Genomic DNA, 17,567 nt, shown 5'->3' with positions numbered 1-17,567 from the left:
TCATGTCAGCATTTGATTCAAAGAACTCTGAAGACTTCGAATTGGTGACTTTGGCAATCACAGCTGCTTTAGCGCAGATCGAGAAGGATGCCAAACTTCCTGCTACGCAATCCAGTCTAGCTAAGCAAGCGAAGGTTCACCGAAATACCATACGAAACCGATCTAAGGATAACAGTCTGATTGAGGGGGGGCTAGGGTGGCCGCTTTCAGAGCTCGAAAGGATCAAGCGGGAAAGGGCGGTCGGTGCGGTTGTTAGTGCTAATCTTGAAAAGTCTGATAAGGATCGTATTGCACATCTAGAAAGTCAGTTGGAGATTGCTCGTCGGAAGGCTGGGCATTGGTTTCATCGTGTAATTGATATGAAGCGAGATCTCGAAAATCTTGATGTCATGAGGCAGCGGAATGAAACCCGCATAAAAATTTTGACAGAAGAAAATAATCGGCTCAGGCAGCTCAAAGTGGTAAAGTGAGGCTGTTGTAAATAAGTAATGCCCCGGCAGGAGCGTGTCGACTGTTCAAGGTGGTAATGAACAGGTCTAGACTAGCGGGAGTAAAGCACCTATGGGCCTGCCACCACCCTTCACAAATGGCGGTCGCTTGGCTTGAAAATAAGCAACCCACTAAGACGGCCATTCGCAGTTCCCATCCCGGCTTCCTCACCTCGCAGTTGTATTACACTTGCATCTCTGTATCTAGGGTAGGCACTAAGAGCGGTGGCTTCTCCTATGCTGCTCTGAACATCAGCCCTTTGATGCTTGGTGCCACAACCGACGCAACGTCGACTCAGGCATGCCCAGTTGCCTTGCAGCCTCAGCTTGGGTGAGTCCTTTTGCCTTCAGCTCTTGGACTGCTTCCAGCTTTTCCCTTGCTCCTGAAATGTTCAGAGGGGTCAGCCGTTCCGGCTCGGCAGGGACAGCGGCATCAGCGAGATCCAGCGCCTCTATCTCAGCGAGGGAAGCGAGAAGTATTTCTCGAGCCGTCCGTTGGTGGTGCGAAGCAATGGTGAGAGCGACCAAGGTCACTGCCTCAATCTCTAGTCCTGCGGCGAGCTTATAGCCCGTATCCAAGGTCACAGAGCTCTTGGCCAACTCCAGGTTACTAACAGTCCGCTGATCCACGTGCTTGGCCATCGCGGGCTGAGATATCCCTTTGCGCAGGCGCAGTACCTGTAGCGCTGCCGCGAAGGACTGACGGAGCGACATTACGAATCCCCAAAAACCAAGAGGTATGCCCCGTTTGCCTGCCGCCAAACAAACGTCTATAGTTGTTGTTTTGGCGGTCGCGCGGCTTAGCCAGCAATTTATGGGAAATAGAACCGGGGATGTGCTTGATGGATGACCCGTTCAGCGACGGTCTGATGGGGGAGGGAGGCATTGATCTGGTGGGCTCTGAACTGCCACTCGATGACTTGCTCCTCGCAGCTCGAGAACACTTCAAGTGGATGCCTCTTTGCGTTGTCGAGGAGTGGGTGATCTTGGATGCCATCCTCACGGAAGATGAGCAGGCCAAGGTATCTGCGGCAGGATGTCAGCCCATGTTCTTGTTTGCCCACAAGGTCGTGCATGACGAACAGCGCCGTTTCGAGCCTGGCGATTGGGTGCGGTCGACAATCGCTAGAACCTTCAATGAAGGCTACCTCTTCGAGACTAGAAACACCGTCTACGTGCTCAAAGGGCCAGGACAACGCAAGTCGTCTTCGCTGCAAGGCATCTTCTCAATCTTCTAGGTGTCGCGGCCCCCGCTTGTGACGACTCGACTGTTTCAGAGATCAAGATATGTTCCGTTCCCACCAAGCTGACATGGCCGGCATCCCAGGCATGTTTGGCGATGGACTCATGCATTGGCACGGCGTTTCCCGAGCGCTCGCTACCCACTGGTACCACGTGAGCGTTCAGCGTTTTCATGAAGGCCAATTCAGGAATTATGAGGAGATGCTCAACGATGAGATGCGCCTCGTCGAGCTGCTGGTTGCTCAGGATGAAGATCTCGTTGTGCATGAAGTCCAAGCCGTTACCCCGAGCTGGATGAACAAGGATGCCGGTTGGAAGATGGAGAAGCTCATGTCGCTCTCCATGGGACACAACCAAGCTGGTGTGGTCGTCTGTGTTCTGGAAGTAGAAGGTGGTGCTGTGTACGTCGATACGCATGAGGCTGGTTTCGGTGCCGACTCCCTGAACGACGTCAAAGAGCTGTATCGACGGGGTATGGCTCAGGCCAGTGCTGCATCAGAGCCCCGGAGGGCGTAGGCATGACAGAGGACAACACGGTAGCGGTCGACTTCCACGTTAAGCGCTACAGCGATTTCGATCTGCTGCGGATCGCTCGGGCTGTAGGCCAGCGGTATGAGGGCGAGATCACCGCGTTTCTGGTGAATGTCCACATTCATCGACTGAGTGCCGTTGGCGTGGTTTTTGGGCACGTTCGGCAAGGGCCTCATGGTCGGTTTGCTGATGGGCATCTGATCCAGACATCCGACATCGTGGCTATTAAGAAAGAAGGTAGGTTCTGGGTGATCACGACCATGAACTCCAAGTACGTCGTGGCTACTTTTCGCCGTGATGGTGGGCGCCGGAGCCTGAGGGATTTCTGCCGCTTGGTTGGAGACCACTTCCCCAATACTCAACTGCACTGATTTAGATCGAGCCTGGGCACGCCAAGGTGTGCCCAAGGCCTCCCCCTGCCTAAAATTTGGGCCCGAGCAAGGAGCTGTAAGTGTTTATAAAGTTTGAATACCTAAAATTTTCTGGCTGCCTAGAGGATATTCGAGTTTTCGAGCATCTCTCGGGTTTCGTGCAAGTCATCATGAAAGTTGACGGGGTGTTAATCCCCAATGTCAAAGTTCCGATTCAGATCTATGAAGATCTGGAAAAAGGGTCTCATGTTGAGTTCTATGCTCTCGTGCAGAACTCAAAAAACAAAGTGAAGAACACGGCAATTGTCCTTGCAGCCAAGACCGCGAGCGGAAGGCTCCTGCGCGTGCCGAGCATGCGCTATAAAGTGCAGCTGCACTTCTGGGTGATTGCTGCGATATGGGCTGCTGTGGCATTTGTATTGAGTTGGATTGCCCTGGTCTTTGGAGTGGATTTTTTCATCGACGGTCGCTCGACTTGGGGCTTTATAAATTCGGCAGCCTCAGTCACAGGACTTTTGACTGGGGGATTCTTTGTAGGTTGCGGTATTTATCTCTTTCACAAAACTTCAGTCCTTGACACGTGGAAGTCAATTGCACCCTCATTGCTTGTAGAGCGTTTCAGCAAACTGCACCGCTGATCCCAGGGCGGGCCGCTGTCGCGGACGGCTCTCGTGAACCAAGCCCCGCTACTGCGGGTCTTGGCCCTCCGGGCTTTGATCCTCCCGCCTTTCGGCCATCCCTGGCCGGCGCGCTCCGCTTGTGGTTTGGTCGCAAACCCAATGTCCATGGGGCTTGTAACGTGGTTTTTGGAATGTAACGTTGGCGCTGTTACATTCCAGGAAATGAGTTACATCGCTAGTTTCTGGAAGGCGAGTCAGCTTCACTGAGCTACAGACTTTCGGGCAAGCTCGACCTGAGATGACTAAGACTTTCCTCGGCGATTTCTGTAAGCTGACCCGATCATAGCCCCCAAGGAACACACCCCCATGTCTCGTCTCGTAGAGTTTCGCCGTCTAAAAATGGGGTGACCATAGATTTTTTATGCACCAGAACCAGACCTTGGCAATGTTCTGCCATGTTTCCAAAATTTTATTCGCTCTAAAGCTTGCGCATAAAATTTACCTTTTTATGTAAATGTATATGGTGAAGAAAAGTAATCCTAATAGGCAAACAACGCTTTGAGTCGCTCCTAGGGCAATGCTAGTAGGAACATTTGGAGTTGATACGATCCAAGTGGAAGCTGCGCCTAGACCCATAGTGAGGAAGCCGAGTAAAGCTGAAGCTAAACCCGCTTCCTTGCCGAATGGCCCCATTGTAATAGCCGTTCCGAGAGGGTTCGCAAGCCCCATCCCCCAAAGGAAGAGTACCATTGACAGAGAGTACCATCCCAAACCTGGTTCTTTCGGCCCTATCATCAATAACACCCCGGCTATGAAAGCGGTGTATAGACCGGCTAGTGCTACGGCTTGCCCCCCAAATCGATGAGCCAAGCGGGGCGCTGCCATGCCTGCTGCAAAGACTATGAACACCGTTGCTGCAAAATAGAGACCCATTTGTAATGACGTGAGACCAATACCCGTCATCAATATGGCAGGTGTCGCACCGAAAGAGGCGAAAAGTCCGCTCATCAAAAGACTCGTTGCCAGCGCAGGTAGAATAAATTTCCTGTCACCAAGAAGCTTGCCATAAGCTTTGATAATAGCTCGCTTGGACTGAATAGCGCGACGGCTGATGGGCAGAGTTTCTCCTACACCTCTTACATAAAATATTGCGATCAAACCAGCACTAATACCTACTGCGACAAAAAGGGCGCGCCATCCTAGAGTTGTGTTGAGGACGCTTCCTATCAAAGGCGAAAACCCAGGCGCTGTCGCTGTAGCAATCATGGTCAGCGACAAAGCCTTCGCCAACGTTTCGCCACTGTATAGATCCCGCGCTATCGCCCGTGACAATACGCCCGCTGCACATACTCCAAGTGCTTGAATAATGCGCCCGATAATAAGCATGCCGAGCGTGCTTGCGGTACTTGCCCAAAAAGTCCCTGCAACAAAAATTATCAGCCCCCCGACCACTAGCTTCATGCGCCCATAGCGGTCTGCCAGTGGCCCGACCACCAACTGTGCCAACGCGTATGTGATGAAGAAACTTGAAAGGGTGAGTCCAAGCTCCTGGGGTTTAACGTTGAGTTGGCCTGCAATATCAGGGAATGCGGGAAGGATGATATTCGTGGACAAGTTGCTTATAGCCGCAAGGCTTGCGAGTAGGACAATCACCTTTGTCGAGAGAGTATCAGCGAATCGATGTCGGACTTCACGCTCCTCCGTCCGAGCTTCGAGCTGGCTATTCATACACTGGCCTCCCAACGGCGAAACAGTGCGCTGGCATTCACTCCGCCGAAACCAAAGCCGTTAGATAGCGCATACGTCATTGTTTTTTTGCGGGCGCACAGTGCGACGAGATCAAGACCTTCTGCCGCCTCATCGATCTGCGTTAGGTTCAGAGTGGGTGGTATCATCTGATCGCGTAATGCAAGTACCGTGAAGATAGCTTCAACACCTCCTGCAGCACCCAGAAGGTGGCCGGTGGCCGATTTCGTTGACGTTATCGCTACACCGCTGTCGGTGCCGAATACCGCACGAATCGCCGCTAACTCACCTTTGTCACCAACTTGCGTGGCGGTGGCATGTGCATTGATATGATCCACGGCCTGGGGAGCTACGCCAGCTTGTTGAAGGGCCTGCTGCATAGCGCGACTGGCGCCACTGCCGTCCTCCGAGCCAGCGGTGAGATGATAGGCATCTGCGCTCGTTCCGTAACCGACTAGCTCGGCCAGGGGATGAGCACCACGAGCCAGCGCATGTTCAAGAGATTCAATCACCAGCAGACCCGCGCCCTCAGCCATGACAAATCCATCACGAAGATCGTCGAAAGGGCGTGATGCTTCGTGTGGATTATTCAGGTCTCTTGTAGAAAGCGCCCGTGCCGCTGCGAAGCAGCCCAGTGTGACGCGATCAATAGCCGCTTCGGTGCCCCCGCAAATGGCGATATCCGCTTCACCGCTTCTGATGATTCGAGCGGCGTCGCCGATGGCCTGAACGCCTGCGGCACATGCTGTGACAGGAGCGCCGAGTGGCCCCTGAAAGCCGAAGCGTATCGAAACATGACCTGCTGCCATGTTGGCCAGGAAGGATGGGGCGGTGAATGGCGACAACCTGCGTGGGCCACGGGTATCGGTAGTGCGTACCGCATCGGCAATAGCACCGAAACCGCCCACCCCAGAGGCGATGACTGTAGCAGTGCGTGAGCGCTGCTCCTGTGTGACCGGTTTCCAGTCAGCTTGCTGGAGAGCTTCATCGGCAGCTACCAGAGCGAACTCGATGAACCGATCCATTTTCTTGCGCTCTTTGGCTGCTATCAGTAGGTCTGGGTGAAACCCTGCTACTGCATCCTTTTCAATCGACGGCACCCGTCCACCAACGGTGACACCAGTACCTTCGACGATGTCGTCGGGCAGCTTGACTATCCCGGATTGGCCAGAGAGTAATCTACGCCATACCTCTTCAATACCGCAGCCCAATGGACTAACTATACCGGCGCCCGTTACCACGATGCGCTTATGAGTCATGTCTTGCTTCATATCTATCTCTCGTAAGGTCAAGCGCCTGCCCCAAGTAAGCTCGAACCAGGCGCCGATTGTTCGATCAGGCTTGGCCTGGCGCGCCGCTCGCATCCTTGCGTCTTTGCGGGCCAATCTTGAACCAGATGGAATACATCGCTGGCAGGAACACAAGCGTCATAATCGTGCCTACGAAGGTGCCGCCGATGAGGGTGTAGGCCAGCGTGCCCCAGAACACGGAGTGGGTTAGCGGGATGAATGCCAGGATTGCTGCCAATGCGGTCAATAGGACGGGGCGTGCTCGCTGTACGGTGGCCTCGACCACAGCGTCGAATGGCGTGAGTCCATCGACTTGGTTGTTATGAATCTGTCCGATGAGAATCAGCGTATTGCGCATCAGGATGCCCGAGAGCGCGATCAAGCCGACTAGCGCATTTATGCCAAATGGCTGGCCGAAGAGCAGCAACATCGGCACTACGCCGATCAACCCCAGCGGAGAGGTCAGGAAGACCATGACCATGGCCGAGATTGAGCGCACTTGGAGGATGATGATCAATAGAGTAAGAGCCACCATGATCGGTAGCAGCGGCACAATTGCTTGGCTGGCTTTGCCAGATTCTTCGATAGCGCCGGCCATCTCGATCTTGTAACCCGTTGGCAGTGACTCGATGATGGGTTGGAGCTCTTTCCACATCGCCATGGAAACGTCAGGCGGCTGCAAACCTTCTGCTATGTCACCACGCACGGTGATGGTAGGCGTGCGATCACGCCGACGCAGTATTGGGTCTTCTCCTCGAATGCTGACATCACCGACTTGTGACAACGGAATACGTTGGCCACCAGAGCCAACCAAAGTGAAAGCTTCAATTTTTGCCGGATCAAGACGGGCTTCTCCCGCTGCACGGCCCACAACCTGGACTGTACGAATGTTCTCACGTACCGAGGTGATTGGCGCTCCGCTAAGCAAGAACTGCAACTGCTGCGATACGGCTTCAGATGTCAGGCCCACCGCCTGCAAGCGATCTTGGTCTAGCGAAAAGTGGAGTGTCGGTACAAGCGAGCCCCAGTCTGTATTAACTGTCTTCATCATAGGGCTCGCATACAGCACGCCCTTCACTCGGTCGGCGATCTGACGAAGTTGCGACGAGTCTGGCCCCATCACCCGGTATGCGACGGGATAGGGGGAATAGGGGCCGAAGACCAGCTGTGTCACTCTCACTTGAGCTTCCGGAGCCAGTCCTTCAGATGCAGCTTCCCTAAGTCGGTGCTTCAAAGCTTCGCGGGCTTCCTGGTTTTCAGTCAGGACGACAATTTTTGCGAACGACGGATCTGGTAGTTCAGGCGCCATTGCTAAAAAGAATCGAGGAGAGCCCTGGCCAATGTAGCTGGTGACAATTTTCGCCTCCTTCTGCTCGCGGAGCCACGATTCAACCTTGGCCGCAGAGGCACTGGTTTGCGCGATAGACGTGCCGTATGGCATCTGCAACTCAACCAGCACCTCTGGACGGTCGGACGTAGGGAAGAACTGTTTTTTCACCAAACCCATGCCGAGGACAGCGGCGGTGAAGGCAGCCAAGACCGCGCCCGCCACAAGCCATTTATGAGCAACTACATGGCTTAAAAGCGAGCGGAAGCGGTTGTAATGCGGGGTGTCATAGATGGCTGCATGCCCCCCTGCGACGGTCTTGATCTCCGGTAGCAGCTTGACGCCCAGATAAGGCGTGAAGGCAACTGCCACGATCCAAGAGGCAATCAAGGCAATGCCGACAATCCAAAACATGTTGCTTGTGTATTCCCCAGCGGTGGACTGGGCGAAACCGTTTGGCATGAAGCCAATCGCTGTGATCAGAGTCCCTGAGAGCATTGGGGCTGCTGTGTGACTCCAGGCGTATGCGGATGCCTTGATGCGGTCGTAGCCTTCCTCCATCTTCACCACCATCATTTCGATAGCGATGATGGCGTCATCAACCAGCAGACCCAGCGCCAGGATCAGGGAACCCAGCGTGATTCGGTCAAAGCTCTTGCCTGTGGCGGCCATTACCACAAACACGATTGCCAGTGTGAGCGGCACTGCTGCCGCTACGACTACGCCGACCCGCCACCCCATGCTGATGAAGCAAACCAGCATGACGACCAGCAGCGCAACGAAGAACTTGATCATGAACTCGTCAACGGAGGACGTGATGTTCACCGCCTGATCCGTCACTTTGGTTAGCGACATACCCAAGGGCATGCTGTCGTTGATCTTCGCTGTCTCGCTTTCCAGCGCCTTGCCTAAGTCGAGCCCATTCCAGCCTTCGCGCATGACGATGCCCAGGAGCAAGGCGGGTTCACCACCATTGCGTACCAAGAAAGTGGCTGGATCCTCATAACCGCGTTCTACTTCAGCAACGTCGGACAACTTGAGGGTGCGGCCCTGGGCATTTACAGGCGTTTCACGAATCTTCTCCAGTTGATCAAAGGCACCATCTACGCGTACCACAACCTGAGGCCCACGTGTTTCTACTGAACCGGCGGGGGTCAGAGCATTCTGGGAATTCAGAGCCGTGAAAATATCCTGAGGCGTAATCCCTAGCGTCGCTAGGCGGTCATGGGAAAACGAAACGAAAATCCGCTCAGATTGCTCGCCTATGATGTTGACCTTTTTGACCCCTGGCACATGCAGCAAGCGTTGACGCTGTGATTCGGCATCCCTGACCAACAGACGCTGCGGCTCACCCTTCGCTTTCAAGGCATAAACTGCAAACGTTACGTCGGAGAACTCGTCATTGATCATTGGCCCGACCACACCTGCTGGAAGGGTCTTCGCTTCGTCACCTAGCTTCTTGCGGGCCTGGTAAAACTCTTCTTGAACAGCCGAAGGTGGCGTTTTATCCATCAAGAAGACAACGGTGAAGGCTAGACCTGACCGCGTGTAAGTCTCGCTCCGATCATACCAACGCAGCTCCTGCATGCGCTTTTCAAGCGGCTCGGCGACGAGATCTTGCATCTCCTGGGCCGTGGCGCCCGGCCACGCAGTGATGATGGTTAGCTGTTTTACGGTGAATGGAGGATCTTCCGCTCGCCCTAGTTTGAAGAACGCGATGGTGCCAGCGACTGCGATCACTAGAATAAGAAACAGGGTTATGGATCGCTCACGCACTGCCAGAGCCGAAAGATTGAAGCGAGAATCGCTCATGGCTGACTCCCGGCACTGGCTAAGGAAGAGGAGGAGTCAAGCATGACTTCTTCACCTTCGCGTAGCAGGTGGGCACCCAAGGCCACGATCTGATCACCTGGACGTAGGTCGCCGACAACCAAGGCCGCATCGTCAGTGATGCTGTGTACTTGGACAGGCTTCAAGTTAACCTTCTTTGGCTCTCCAGCGATGACCCATACGCTGGTTCCCTTGCCTTGATCAACCAGCGCTCCGATTGGCACTGCTCGCAGATCGGTCACCGATGTTGTCTGTTCGATTTCAAGAGTGATGGTTGCCCCCAGTGGCGCGTTAGCCAGTGGGTCGGTAAGTACATACCTAGCTTCAAAAGTACGGGTCAGGTTGTCAGCCGCATCCGACAGTAATCGCAGCTTGGCGGGAACGGCTTGATTTGCGCTCCCATAGAGGGTGGCCTTGGCCACTGAACCGGGAGCCGGGCGCAGCGTTTCTGGCAGATGGACAATGGCCTCCCGGCTCCCGGCCCTTGCCACACGCACCACAGCCTGTCCGGCGCTTACAACCTGACCTGGCTCGGCCAGGGTCTCCATCACTACTCCGTCGGCATCCGCTAGAAGCGTCGCGTAGCTGGTGGCATTGGTGGCCACATCGGCCTGCGCCTTTGCCGCACTGAGTTGTGCCTTCGCGGAATCAGCCGCCGCCTTGATCTGATCATATGTCGACGCTGAGACAGCGCCCTCGGCTACCAGGTCGCGATAACGTGCCTCGTCGTCTGACGTTTGTTTCGCACGCGCCTTGGCAGAGGCCACGGCCTCCTGTTGAGCCTGCGCCTGCAATTTCAGGTCAACGGGATCAAGGCGCATCAAAGGCTGACCTCGCTTGACCGTTTCCCCGGTGTCTACTAATCGCTGCAGGATTTTTCCCGATACGCGGAAGCCAAGATCACTTTGGGTTCGTGCCACAACGACACCTGTGAAGGAGCGCAAGGGCAGGGCCGCGTCCTTCACCATTGCTGATTTGACCAATGGGGGTTTGTCCCTGGCGTCTTTGTCGGGAGAAGGTTCTCCACACGCTACTAGGACGAAGGGTAATAAGCAGCCGACTAATGCGGCGGGACGAAGGCGCATGGGATCCCTTTCTCAAGAGGCTTGAAGAATCCCATTTTTATACCAGTGACCAATATTGTCAACGGTCACAACTTTATTAAGGCGCCAGGCTTCGCAGGATCAGCGCGGGCAGCTGCAACACAGCATCGGGTATCGTATCCAGATTGTGTTGGAGGAGAGACGCATTCACATAGGGTCTGAGCACTAGAAAAATTCCTAGCGTTGCTTCATCCATTGGAGTTTTACGCTCGAACTCACCCGAGGCCCGGCCTTCGGCCAGGATTTGTTGGATGATCAGGCGCACATTTTCCTCATAGGCTCTTGCGGTAGACCATTGGTCGCGGGACGCCACTGCTGCTATGTCGTAAAGCTTTCTGTCGTGAAAGAAAAGGTTAGACCCCGCCTCTGCAGCCGCACGAAATAGGCGCCTGAGCTTCTCCGTAGCGCTTGGCGCTGCGTCAATACTGGAGTTGATGATCTGCATGATCATAGCCAGGCGGTTGGCACAGATCACCTCGCCGATAGCCTGCTTGGACTCGAAAAACTTGTAGACATACGCTTTTGAAAAACCCACGGCCTTCGCGAGGTCAGACACGGTGGTCTTCTCATACCCGTAGTGAGCGAAATGCTCCATTGCGGCGTGAATGATTTGGTCTCTGACGTCATGGTCTGCGGGGCCGCGTGTTGCCGGCAAAGAGGGGGAGTTGGTCATTGAAGCATCCTGGAGCTGATTGACAGGCTGTGACCAATTCATGATATGGTCACCTTCTGCACTGGTCTACGAGAATCGTCATGCTTCCCTACCGAACAATTGCGCTGCTGCTGAGTTCCAGCCTCACTGCGGGGTGCATGGTTGGCCCGGATTATAAACAGCCAGACGCACCACTGGCGCCACATTACATCAGCCGTGGCGGATCGCAGATCTCGTCGAGCGCAACCACTTATAGCCTCGATAAATGGTGGGAAGGCTTCGGGGATCCGGTGCTGACCACGCTTGTGACCAAGGCATTGGGACAGAATCTTGAGCTTGCACAGGCTCAGGCTCGCGTTGCGCAAGCTCGGGCCACTCTTGGTTCGGCTACGGCAGCTCTCATACCTTCGGCGAGTGTGGATGGCGAGGCGGCTCGCTCGCATCAGTCGATTGAGACACCATTGGGTAAAGTCTTGAACTCAACACCGGGCTATGACCGCTATGGCAGCAGCTACGAACTCAATCTTCAGGCAAGTTGGGAGGTCGATCTGTTCGGGGGGCTGCGCCGCGACCGTGAAGCTGCCTTGGCTCAATATCAGGCCTCCGAAGCTGGGGCAATCGCAACTCGTCTCGCGATTGCCGCCCAGACAGCTGACATCTACACCACTGTGCGAGGTTTTCAGGCTCGCCTGGCTATTGCAGAGGATCAGGTGAAAAATCAGCGGGCGCTCTTGAGCAAAGTCGAACTGCTAAATCGAAAAGGCCTAGCTGCAGACTATGAAGTCCGGCAGACCGAAGGGGAGCTTTCACAGGTAGAAGCGACTATTCCTGTACTCCGTGCAAGTCTGGAAGCTTCGCTCAATGCTCTGGACGTTATTCTTGGCAGTGCTCCAGGTACTCACCGATCTGAAATGTCGGTAGCTTCACACATCCCGAAGCCGCCTCAGTTGTTGAACATGGGCGAGCCGGCAGAGCTTCTCCGCCGTCGGCCAGATCTGATCGCTGCAGAACGTAGGCTCAGTTCAGCTAATGCTCAGATTGGCAGTGCAATCAGTGAGTATTACCCAAAGTTTTCTCTCGGAGCTCTTATCGGTAGCGCTTCAACCTCTGATGGAAAACTTTTTTCAGGTGGAGCTAACCAATCGTCAGCATTTTTCGGTTTGAGATGGAGGCTTTTCGATTTCGGTCGTATCAACTCTGAAATCAGCCTAGCCAAGGGCCGCGAGGCGGAAGCTTTGGCTGCTTATCGACAGTCGGTGCTGAGCGCCTCTCAGGATGTAGAAACCGCTTTATCTGCCTTGATCAACCGGCAGACGCAGGCACAGTCATTGAGCCAGGGCGAAATATCTCTGGCCCAGGCGCGTCGTTCATCTTTCGCTAGTTATCAAAAGGGGGCGGCAAGCCTCATCGATGTCTTGAATGCTGATCAGCAACTTCTGAAGGCTTCAGACACAAGGGCGGTAGCGGAAACTGAAGCAGCACGTGCGGCCATCGCAACATACCTAGCATTGGGAGGGGGATGGACTCCAACCTCAATGACCACCATGCAATGATTAATTTATTAAATCTCTTTCTTGTTTATGCGCTATAAGTAGTTAAATTCTAACTTTATTTAAGAGGGCAAATATCATGACTGTACAGCATCCCATCTTAATCACCGGAGCAGCCGGTGAAGTAGGCTCTATAAGCGGAGATATCGCCCGCCGTTTAATTAAACAGGGCTATCCCGTAAGGGCCTTCGTCAGGACTGATGACGCTAGGGCGCAAGCACTGCGTGATTTAGGCGCGGAAGTGTTTGTGGGGGACTTGCTCAAACTCGCGGACGTAGTGCAAGCGCTGAAGGGGTGTCGACGAATTTTCTTTACTATGAGTGTTTCATCTTACTATCTCGATGCCAATTTAGTAATGATAGCGGCGGCTTTGCAGCAAGGTAATATCGAGATGTTTGTCAATATCTCGAATGTTGAGCAGTCTTATATGACATTTGAACGTATGTCAGCGCCAACTTCAGATCGGCTCAAGTGGTTGGGCGGGCTTGTTGACGACTGGTCACCCCAGCAGCGGGCGCACTGGTTATCTGAGCAGGCGCTGAATTGGTCAGGTCTTCCAGCGGTTAACCTGCGCGCCACTATTTTTGTTGAGAATCCGTTGCTTACTTGGTTTCCAATCAAGAATGTCATGGAGAAAGGGGAGCTGAATTTGCCTTTTGCAAATGCAAAACTCTCTCCAATTGCGGCTACTGATGTTGCAGAAGTCTGCACGAATATTCTCATGCAGCCTAAAGAGCACATTGGAAAGGACTACGCTCTCACTGGGCCTGAGTTGGTGGGCGGTAATGAATTTGCTCAAACACTGTCGAGTGTTCTTGGCTACGATGTGCAGTATGTAGCCCAGCCTCTGGAATCTAGCGACCAGGTGCTGGATGTAGTGCTTGCAGAACGTAGTGCACATACAGCAGCGCACTTGAAAAACCTCACGCGGTTGATTGCAGGTGGGCGGTATGAGGAGGTGACCGATACCCTAGAGAAATTGCTGGGCCGGAGCCCTACCCATTTGAAAGACGCTCTCGCTTCGAATGAGCGGGTGCTGCGAGCTCGTGACAGGGATTAGTAAAGCGGAGCGACACCCAGTGTATTGCTTTTGGTGGGCGCAGTTTGAAGTTATGAAGCACGGGATGTTTGTGAAGGCTTCAAATCTGTGAATGCACTTTGTGGTCAAGCGACTGTAGGGTAGTTTTAGTTAAATTCCAGGTAAAGCTGAACCCTCGGGGAGCTGCAGACGCGAGTATTTAAATCTCGCGAAGCCCCCGGCATCCTCTTAGTCTGTCCGTGTACGGGCATCAATCCTTCTCGTATCCTTACGTAATTATTCGGGTCTTCGGAGTTGCCAGGGTGATGAGCACCCTGGCATAGCTCACACCCGCTTAGCGGTTTTAGCTATTGCGGCCACCACCTTGGCTGTTATGCCCGCCTTTGCGTCCAGCTTCGGAAGCACGCTCACGGTCGTTGGCGAAGTTCCCGCCCGACGCTCGGCCACCTTTGCGACCTGCTTCAGACGCTTTTTCGCGGTCATTAGCGAAGTTGCCTGGGTTGTTCTCAGCAGTGCCGCCTTGATGACCGCGATTACCTTGATTGTTAGCCATGACCTTTCACCTCATGTGGCACACAGGAAAGTCTGTGTTCAACTCGGAGGGTTGAAAGCGGGTAGTTCGCTCACTTGAATTTCGCTTTTGCCCGACGGATTGCGCTAAGAAAGCTGGTTCACGAACTGTGGCGAGCTAACTCTTAGCATCCTAGTAGAACTGCTCTAGGCCCTGCCCATTCGGCTCTTGCGCTGAACTGAAGTCCTTCTCGCCCCCTCAAATTTGGACACGGTCTCAGAGGGGGTTCGGGGAATGGACGACACGGCCTTGGCATTCATGATCTTTGCGGCGTCACCCGGACGCTCTTGCCCAAGTTCAAGTCTTGAGTGAAGCGGAAGCGCTGGAAGCCGGAGAGCCGCTGTCGGCGCTGCGTGACACCCTGGTAGTCCAGGCCCTCACGGCGGAAGCCAACAAGCGAGGCGTTTCCCTCGATGGGCTGATTCAAGCGCTTATCGGTAGAGGCGACATTCAAAAGGAAGACCCGAGCGTCCCTGGCCTGGAAAAGTACAACCGGATGCGTGATTTCAACGCCTCACCTGAACCATCGGGTGCGCGAAAGGTCGTAACGCGCGATCTATTGCGTGATAAAGGTCGAGATTATCTGAATGCCGACCTAATTGTTTCAGTTCGGCCTAGTTATCTAGCAAGCTCCCTAGGCGTGAGACACGGTGTTGCCGCTTACCGGCATCTTCACGGGCAATATAAAGTCGTTCGCCCTAGCAGCTTGGTTGATGCTGCCCTTTCTCGTATCATCGACGCCCCCAATCTGGAGCATTTTCGTGAAGTCGTCCGCTGGAAGTGTCCCAGTCTCTACAAACACCAATGGCCCGAAATGGGATGCCGGAGAAGCTGTAAGCCAGCTGTCTTGGGACGACTTGCGGATCCTCAAAACACTGAGCGACTGTGGCAATCGCGTCGCCACGGCCAAGAAGCTCGGCATCAATGTGTCCACCGTCTCGCGCCGGGTCGCGCAAGTTGAGAAGACGCTTGGGGTCGCGCTTTTCGATCATCGCAAGGCGGGGTATCTGCTGACTGCCGAAGGTGCCGAGCTGCGTGCCCTGGCCGAGCGCGTTGAGCTGGACATTGTCAGTGTCACCCGAAGGGTATCCCGTGCCGGGCAAGGCCCCCTGGGGAAACTGCGAATCACTACCAGCGACTCGCTGCTGCTGTACTTTCTCACGCCGATCATCGCGGACTTCAAAGCCCTCAATGAGGGGATCAGCATTGAAGTGCTGGTAGGTAATCAGACGTTGAGCTTGGCGAGAGACGAGTCGGACATTGCGGTGCGTGCGACAAGAAAACCAGCAGATACTCTCGTAGGCCGCAAGCTCGCCAATATAGCCTGGGCCCCATATGGCAGCCTTAAACAGTCGGCAATTGCCGACCCCTTCGCTGAGGGGCAGTCGTGGATTTCCTACTCGGGAGGCCTGTGCGGTTTGAAGGCAACGAACTACGTCGAATGTCGCGTGCCCTCTGAGTACATTTCTTACCGCACCGACTCCGTGGCGGCAGCAAGCGCTGCGATTGCGGCGGGCCTGGGCTTTGGCTTTCTCCCCTGCATGCTGGGCGACATCACCCCCGGATTGGTTCGGGCCGGCCCAGTCGTGCAGGAACTTCAAGATGAGTTGTGGCTGCTTACCCACCAGGACATCAGGAAGTCCTGGCGAGTGAAGGCGTTCATGACGTACTGCGCGGCTGCCGTAGCCGACCTCAAACCTCTGGTCGAAGGTCAGCAGGCCATCCCGGCTTCATAGTTGAAACCGGGAGCGCAGGTCACTTAGCCTGTGCACCGATCACAGCACGGCACACAATCTCGATCAGTTGAGGACGCTGGGCGAGCCGCGATACACCGATGATATTGCTGGCCGCCTGTGGGCGTTCTGTGCCATAGGCCGCCTTGCGCACCTTGCCGACTACGGCAAAGGCTGCGTCCATGTCCAACACATATAGCGTCTCCTCTACAACATCCTGCATGGTGGCACCATACAGAGCCAACAACTTGGCAATGTTGTCGTAGGACACCCGCATTTGTTCGCCCATAGCCGAGAAATCGCTCGGACGACCGTCAGCATCCAGTGGGGCCGGCGCTACCAGGTTGCCCTCTTCGTCATGGTTGAACTGTCCCGAGATAAAGATCTCGCTCCCAACTCGCCGCGCTTGCGGATAGCCGTAGCCGTCTTCCCATGGAACGCCCCAATAGGCGGTGTCATCGTTGAAAGGTCGTGAAGCGGCCATTGGAATCTCCTTGGCGAAAATGGATCGATGTGATCCGACTGGCGAAGATCCTAGCATCGGATTGCACACCTTCGGCGGTGCATAAATGCGCCATCAAAGACGCAAAAGTGCGCCAACGTTACGCTGAGTATTTCGCTACCTTGTGCTGGCACTCGGCGACGACCCGCCGAAAAACTCTCGACACCGTTCAGCAAAAGGGAAGAACAATGAGCAATCCACACACTGAAGTCTTGACCCCCCTCAACAGCCAGCTGATCTTTATCGATCAACAGCCGCAAATGGCTTTTGGCGTTCAGAGCATTGACCGGCAGACGTTGAAGAACAACACCGTAGGCCTGGCCAAAGCAGCCAAGATCTTTAATGTGCCCACTACCTTCACCACGGTCGAGACCGAGAGTTTCTCCGGACATACCTACCCCGAATTGCTCGCGGTCTTTCCTGACGCTCCGTTGCTTGAGCGCACATCCATGAACTCTTGGGACGATCAGAAGGTACGTGACGCGCTCAAGAAAAACGCTCGGAACAAGATCATCGTTTCGGGGTTGTGGACTGAGGTCTGCAATACCACCTTCGCACTCTCCGCCATGCACGATGCAGGCTATGAGATCTACATGGTTGCCGACGCTTCCGGCGGCACGACCAAGGAGGCTCACGACTACGCCATGCAGCGCATGATCCAGGCAGGTGTGGTGCCGGTGACCTGGCAACAGGTGCTGCTGGAGTGGCAGCGCGACTGGAAGAACCGCGACACCTACGATGCTGTCATGGAGCTGGTCAAAGAGCATTCCGGCGCCTACGGCATGGGTGTCGACTATGCCTACACCATGGTGCACAAATCGCCAGAACGCGTTCAGCACGGCCCCACCTTGGCGCCCGTGGCCGCATCGGTCTGACGTCTTGTCAGCCCCAGGCTTGCTTTGATCTAGAAGCGGGGGCTGGCCCAAACTGATCCGGGCCAGCGAATCGAGATGGAAACATTCTGAAGCGGCTT

At 54.7% G+C, this 17,567-nt stretch carries 16 protein-coding genes and 1 pseudogene; 9 read left to right on the top strand and 8 right to left on the bottom strand.

The features are described from left to right. Nucleotides 1-2: 2 nt before the first annotated feature. Nucleotides 3-470, top strand: a complete 468-nt coding sequence (locus D906_RS03075) for a hypothetical protein (protein WP_027615280.1) — start codon at nucleotides 3-5, stop codon at nucleotides 468-470. A 270-nt stretch (nucleotides 471-740) separates the two neighbouring features. Here the strand turns inward: D906_RS03075 and D906_RS03070 are convergent, their stop codons facing one another. Beyond that, nucleotides 741-1,202, bottom strand: a complete 462-nt coding sequence (locus D906_RS03070) for a helix-turn-helix domain-containing protein (RefSeq protein ID WP_027615279.1) — start codon at nucleotides 1,200-1,202, stop codon at nucleotides 741-743. 119 nt (nucleotides 1,203-1,321) lie between these two features. On the opposite strand from D906_RS03070, the gene D906_RS03065 reads away from it, so the two are divergent. From D906_RS03065 to D906_RS03050, 4 genes are all read left to right on the top strand, one after another. Next, nucleotides 1,322-1,726 carry a hypothetical protein gene (locus D906_RS03065; protein WP_097156141.1) on the top strand — a complete coding sequence of 135 codons (405 nt, stop codon included), beginning with the start codon at nucleotides 1,322-1,324 and terminating at the stop codon, nucleotides 1,724-1,726. Between the two features lie 49 nt (nucleotides 1,727-1,775). Further along, a complete protein-coding gene (locus tag D906_RS03060) occupies nucleotides 1,776-2,246 on the top strand; it encodes a hypothetical protein (RefSeq protein WP_027615277.1) in 471 nt (156 codons plus the stop codon). Nucleotides 2,247-2,248: 2 nt separating this feature from the next. Then, on the top strand, nucleotides 2,249-2,632 hold the full coding sequence (locus tag D906_RS03055) for a hypothetical protein (RefSeq protein ID WP_027615276.1): 384 nt from the start codon (nucleotides 2,249-2,251) through the stop codon (nucleotides 2,630-2,632). Nucleotides 2,633-2,712: 80 nt separating this feature from the next. Beyond that, nucleotides 2,713-3,270: a hypothetical protein gene (locus tag D906_RS03050; RefSeq protein ID WP_027615275.1), complete on the top strand. Its 558-nt coding sequence runs from the start codon at nucleotides 2,713-2,715 to the stop codon at nucleotides 3,268-3,270. A 480-nt stretch (nucleotides 3,271-3,750) separates the two neighbouring features. On the opposite strand, the gene D906_RS03045 is transcribed toward D906_RS03050, so the two are convergent. From D906_RS03045 to D906_RS03025, 5 genes are all read right to left on the bottom strand, one after another. Then, nucleotides 3,751-4,980: a multidrug effflux MFS transporter gene (locus D906_RS03045; protein ID WP_027615274.1), complete on the bottom strand. Its 1,230-nt coding sequence runs from the start codon at nucleotides 4,978-4,980 to the stop codon at nucleotides 3,751-3,753. Beyond that, nucleotides 4,977-6,269, bottom strand: coding sequence for a beta-ketoacyl-ACP synthase II (fabF, locus tag D906_RS03040; protein ID WP_027615273.1), 1,293 nt, complete (start codon nucleotides 6,267-6,269; stop codon nucleotides 4,977-4,979). The genes D906_RS03045 and fabF overlap by 4 nt, the downstream gene beginning before the upstream one ends. Before the next feature lie 64 nt (nucleotides 6,270-6,333). Then, on the bottom strand, nucleotides 6,334-9,426 hold the full coding sequence (locus D906_RS03035; RefSeq protein WP_027615272.1) for an efflux RND transporter permease subunit: 3,093 nt from the start codon (nucleotides 9,424-9,426) through the stop codon (nucleotides 6,334-6,336). Beyond that, nucleotides 9,423-10,529 carry an efflux RND transporter periplasmic adaptor subunit gene (locus D906_RS03030; protein ID WP_027615271.1) on the bottom strand — a complete coding sequence of 369 codons (1,107 nt, stop codon included), beginning with the start codon at nucleotides 10,527-10,529 and terminating at the stop codon, nucleotides 9,423-9,425. The genes D906_RS03035 and D906_RS03030 overlap by 4 nt, the downstream gene beginning before the upstream one ends. A 76-nt stretch (nucleotides 10,530-10,605) precedes the next feature. Then, nucleotides 10,606-11,220 carry a TetR/AcrR family transcriptional regulator gene (locus tag D906_RS03025; RefSeq protein ID WP_027615270.1) on the bottom strand — a complete coding sequence of 205 codons (615 nt, stop codon included), beginning with the start codon at nucleotides 11,218-11,220 and terminating at the stop codon, nucleotides 10,606-10,608. Between the two features lie 80 nt (nucleotides 11,221-11,300). On the opposite strand from D906_RS03025, the gene D906_RS03020 reads away from it, so the two are divergent. Both D906_RS03020 and D906_RS03015 read left to right on the top strand, forming a co-directional pair. Further along, nucleotides 11,301-12,752 carry an efflux transporter outer membrane subunit gene (locus D906_RS03020; protein ID WP_027615269.1) on the top strand — a complete coding sequence of 484 codons (1,452 nt, stop codon included), beginning with the start codon at nucleotides 11,301-11,303 and terminating at the stop codon, nucleotides 12,750-12,752. A 76-nt stretch (nucleotides 12,753-12,828) separates the two neighbouring features. Beyond that, a complete protein-coding gene (locus D906_RS03015; protein WP_177409438.1) occupies nucleotides 12,829-13,809 on the top strand; it encodes an NmrA family NAD(P)-binding protein in 981 nt (326 codons plus the stop codon). A gap of 322 nt (nucleotides 13,810-14,131) precedes the next feature. On the opposite strand, the pseudogene D906_RS03010 reads toward D906_RS03015, so the two are convergent. After that, nucleotides 14,132-14,287, bottom strand: a pseudogene (locus D906_RS03010) (general stress protein); the annotation flags it as partial. Between the two features lie 929 nt (nucleotides 14,288-15,216). Between D906_RS03010 and D906_RS03005 the strand changes: the two are divergent. Then, nucleotides 15,217-16,095 carry a LysR family transcriptional regulator gene (locus D906_RS03005; RefSeq protein WP_033694645.1) on the top strand — a complete coding sequence of 293 codons (879 nt, stop codon included), beginning with the start codon at nucleotides 15,217-15,219 and terminating at the stop codon, nucleotides 16,093-16,095. A gap of 19 nt (nucleotides 16,096-16,114) precedes the next feature. Here the strand turns inward: D906_RS03005 and D906_RS03000 are convergent, their stop codons facing one another. Beyond that, on the bottom strand, nucleotides 16,115-16,576 hold the full coding sequence (locus tag D906_RS03000; protein WP_027615266.1) for a RidA family protein: 462 nt from the start codon (nucleotides 16,574-16,576) through the stop codon (nucleotides 16,115-16,117). 206 nt (nucleotides 16,577-16,782) lie between these two features. Here D906_RS03000 and D906_RS02995 point away from each other — a divergent pair, with 206 nt between their 5' ends. After that, nucleotides 16,783-17,469, top strand: a complete 687-nt coding sequence (locus D906_RS02995) for a hydrolase (protein ID WP_027615265.1) — start codon at nucleotides 16,783-16,785, stop codon at nucleotides 17,467-17,469. Nucleotides 17,470-17,567 lie beyond the last annotated feature (98 nt).

The sequence above is a fragment of the Pseudomonas sp. LAIL14HWK12:I1 genome, from assembly GCF_003202095.1.
GTDB classification, from domain to species: Bacteria; Pseudomonadota; Gammaproteobacteria; order Pseudomonadales; family Pseudomonadaceae; genus Aquipseudomonas; species Aquipseudomonas monteilii.
This window is presented reverse-complemented; position numbering and strand designations above follow the sequence as displayed.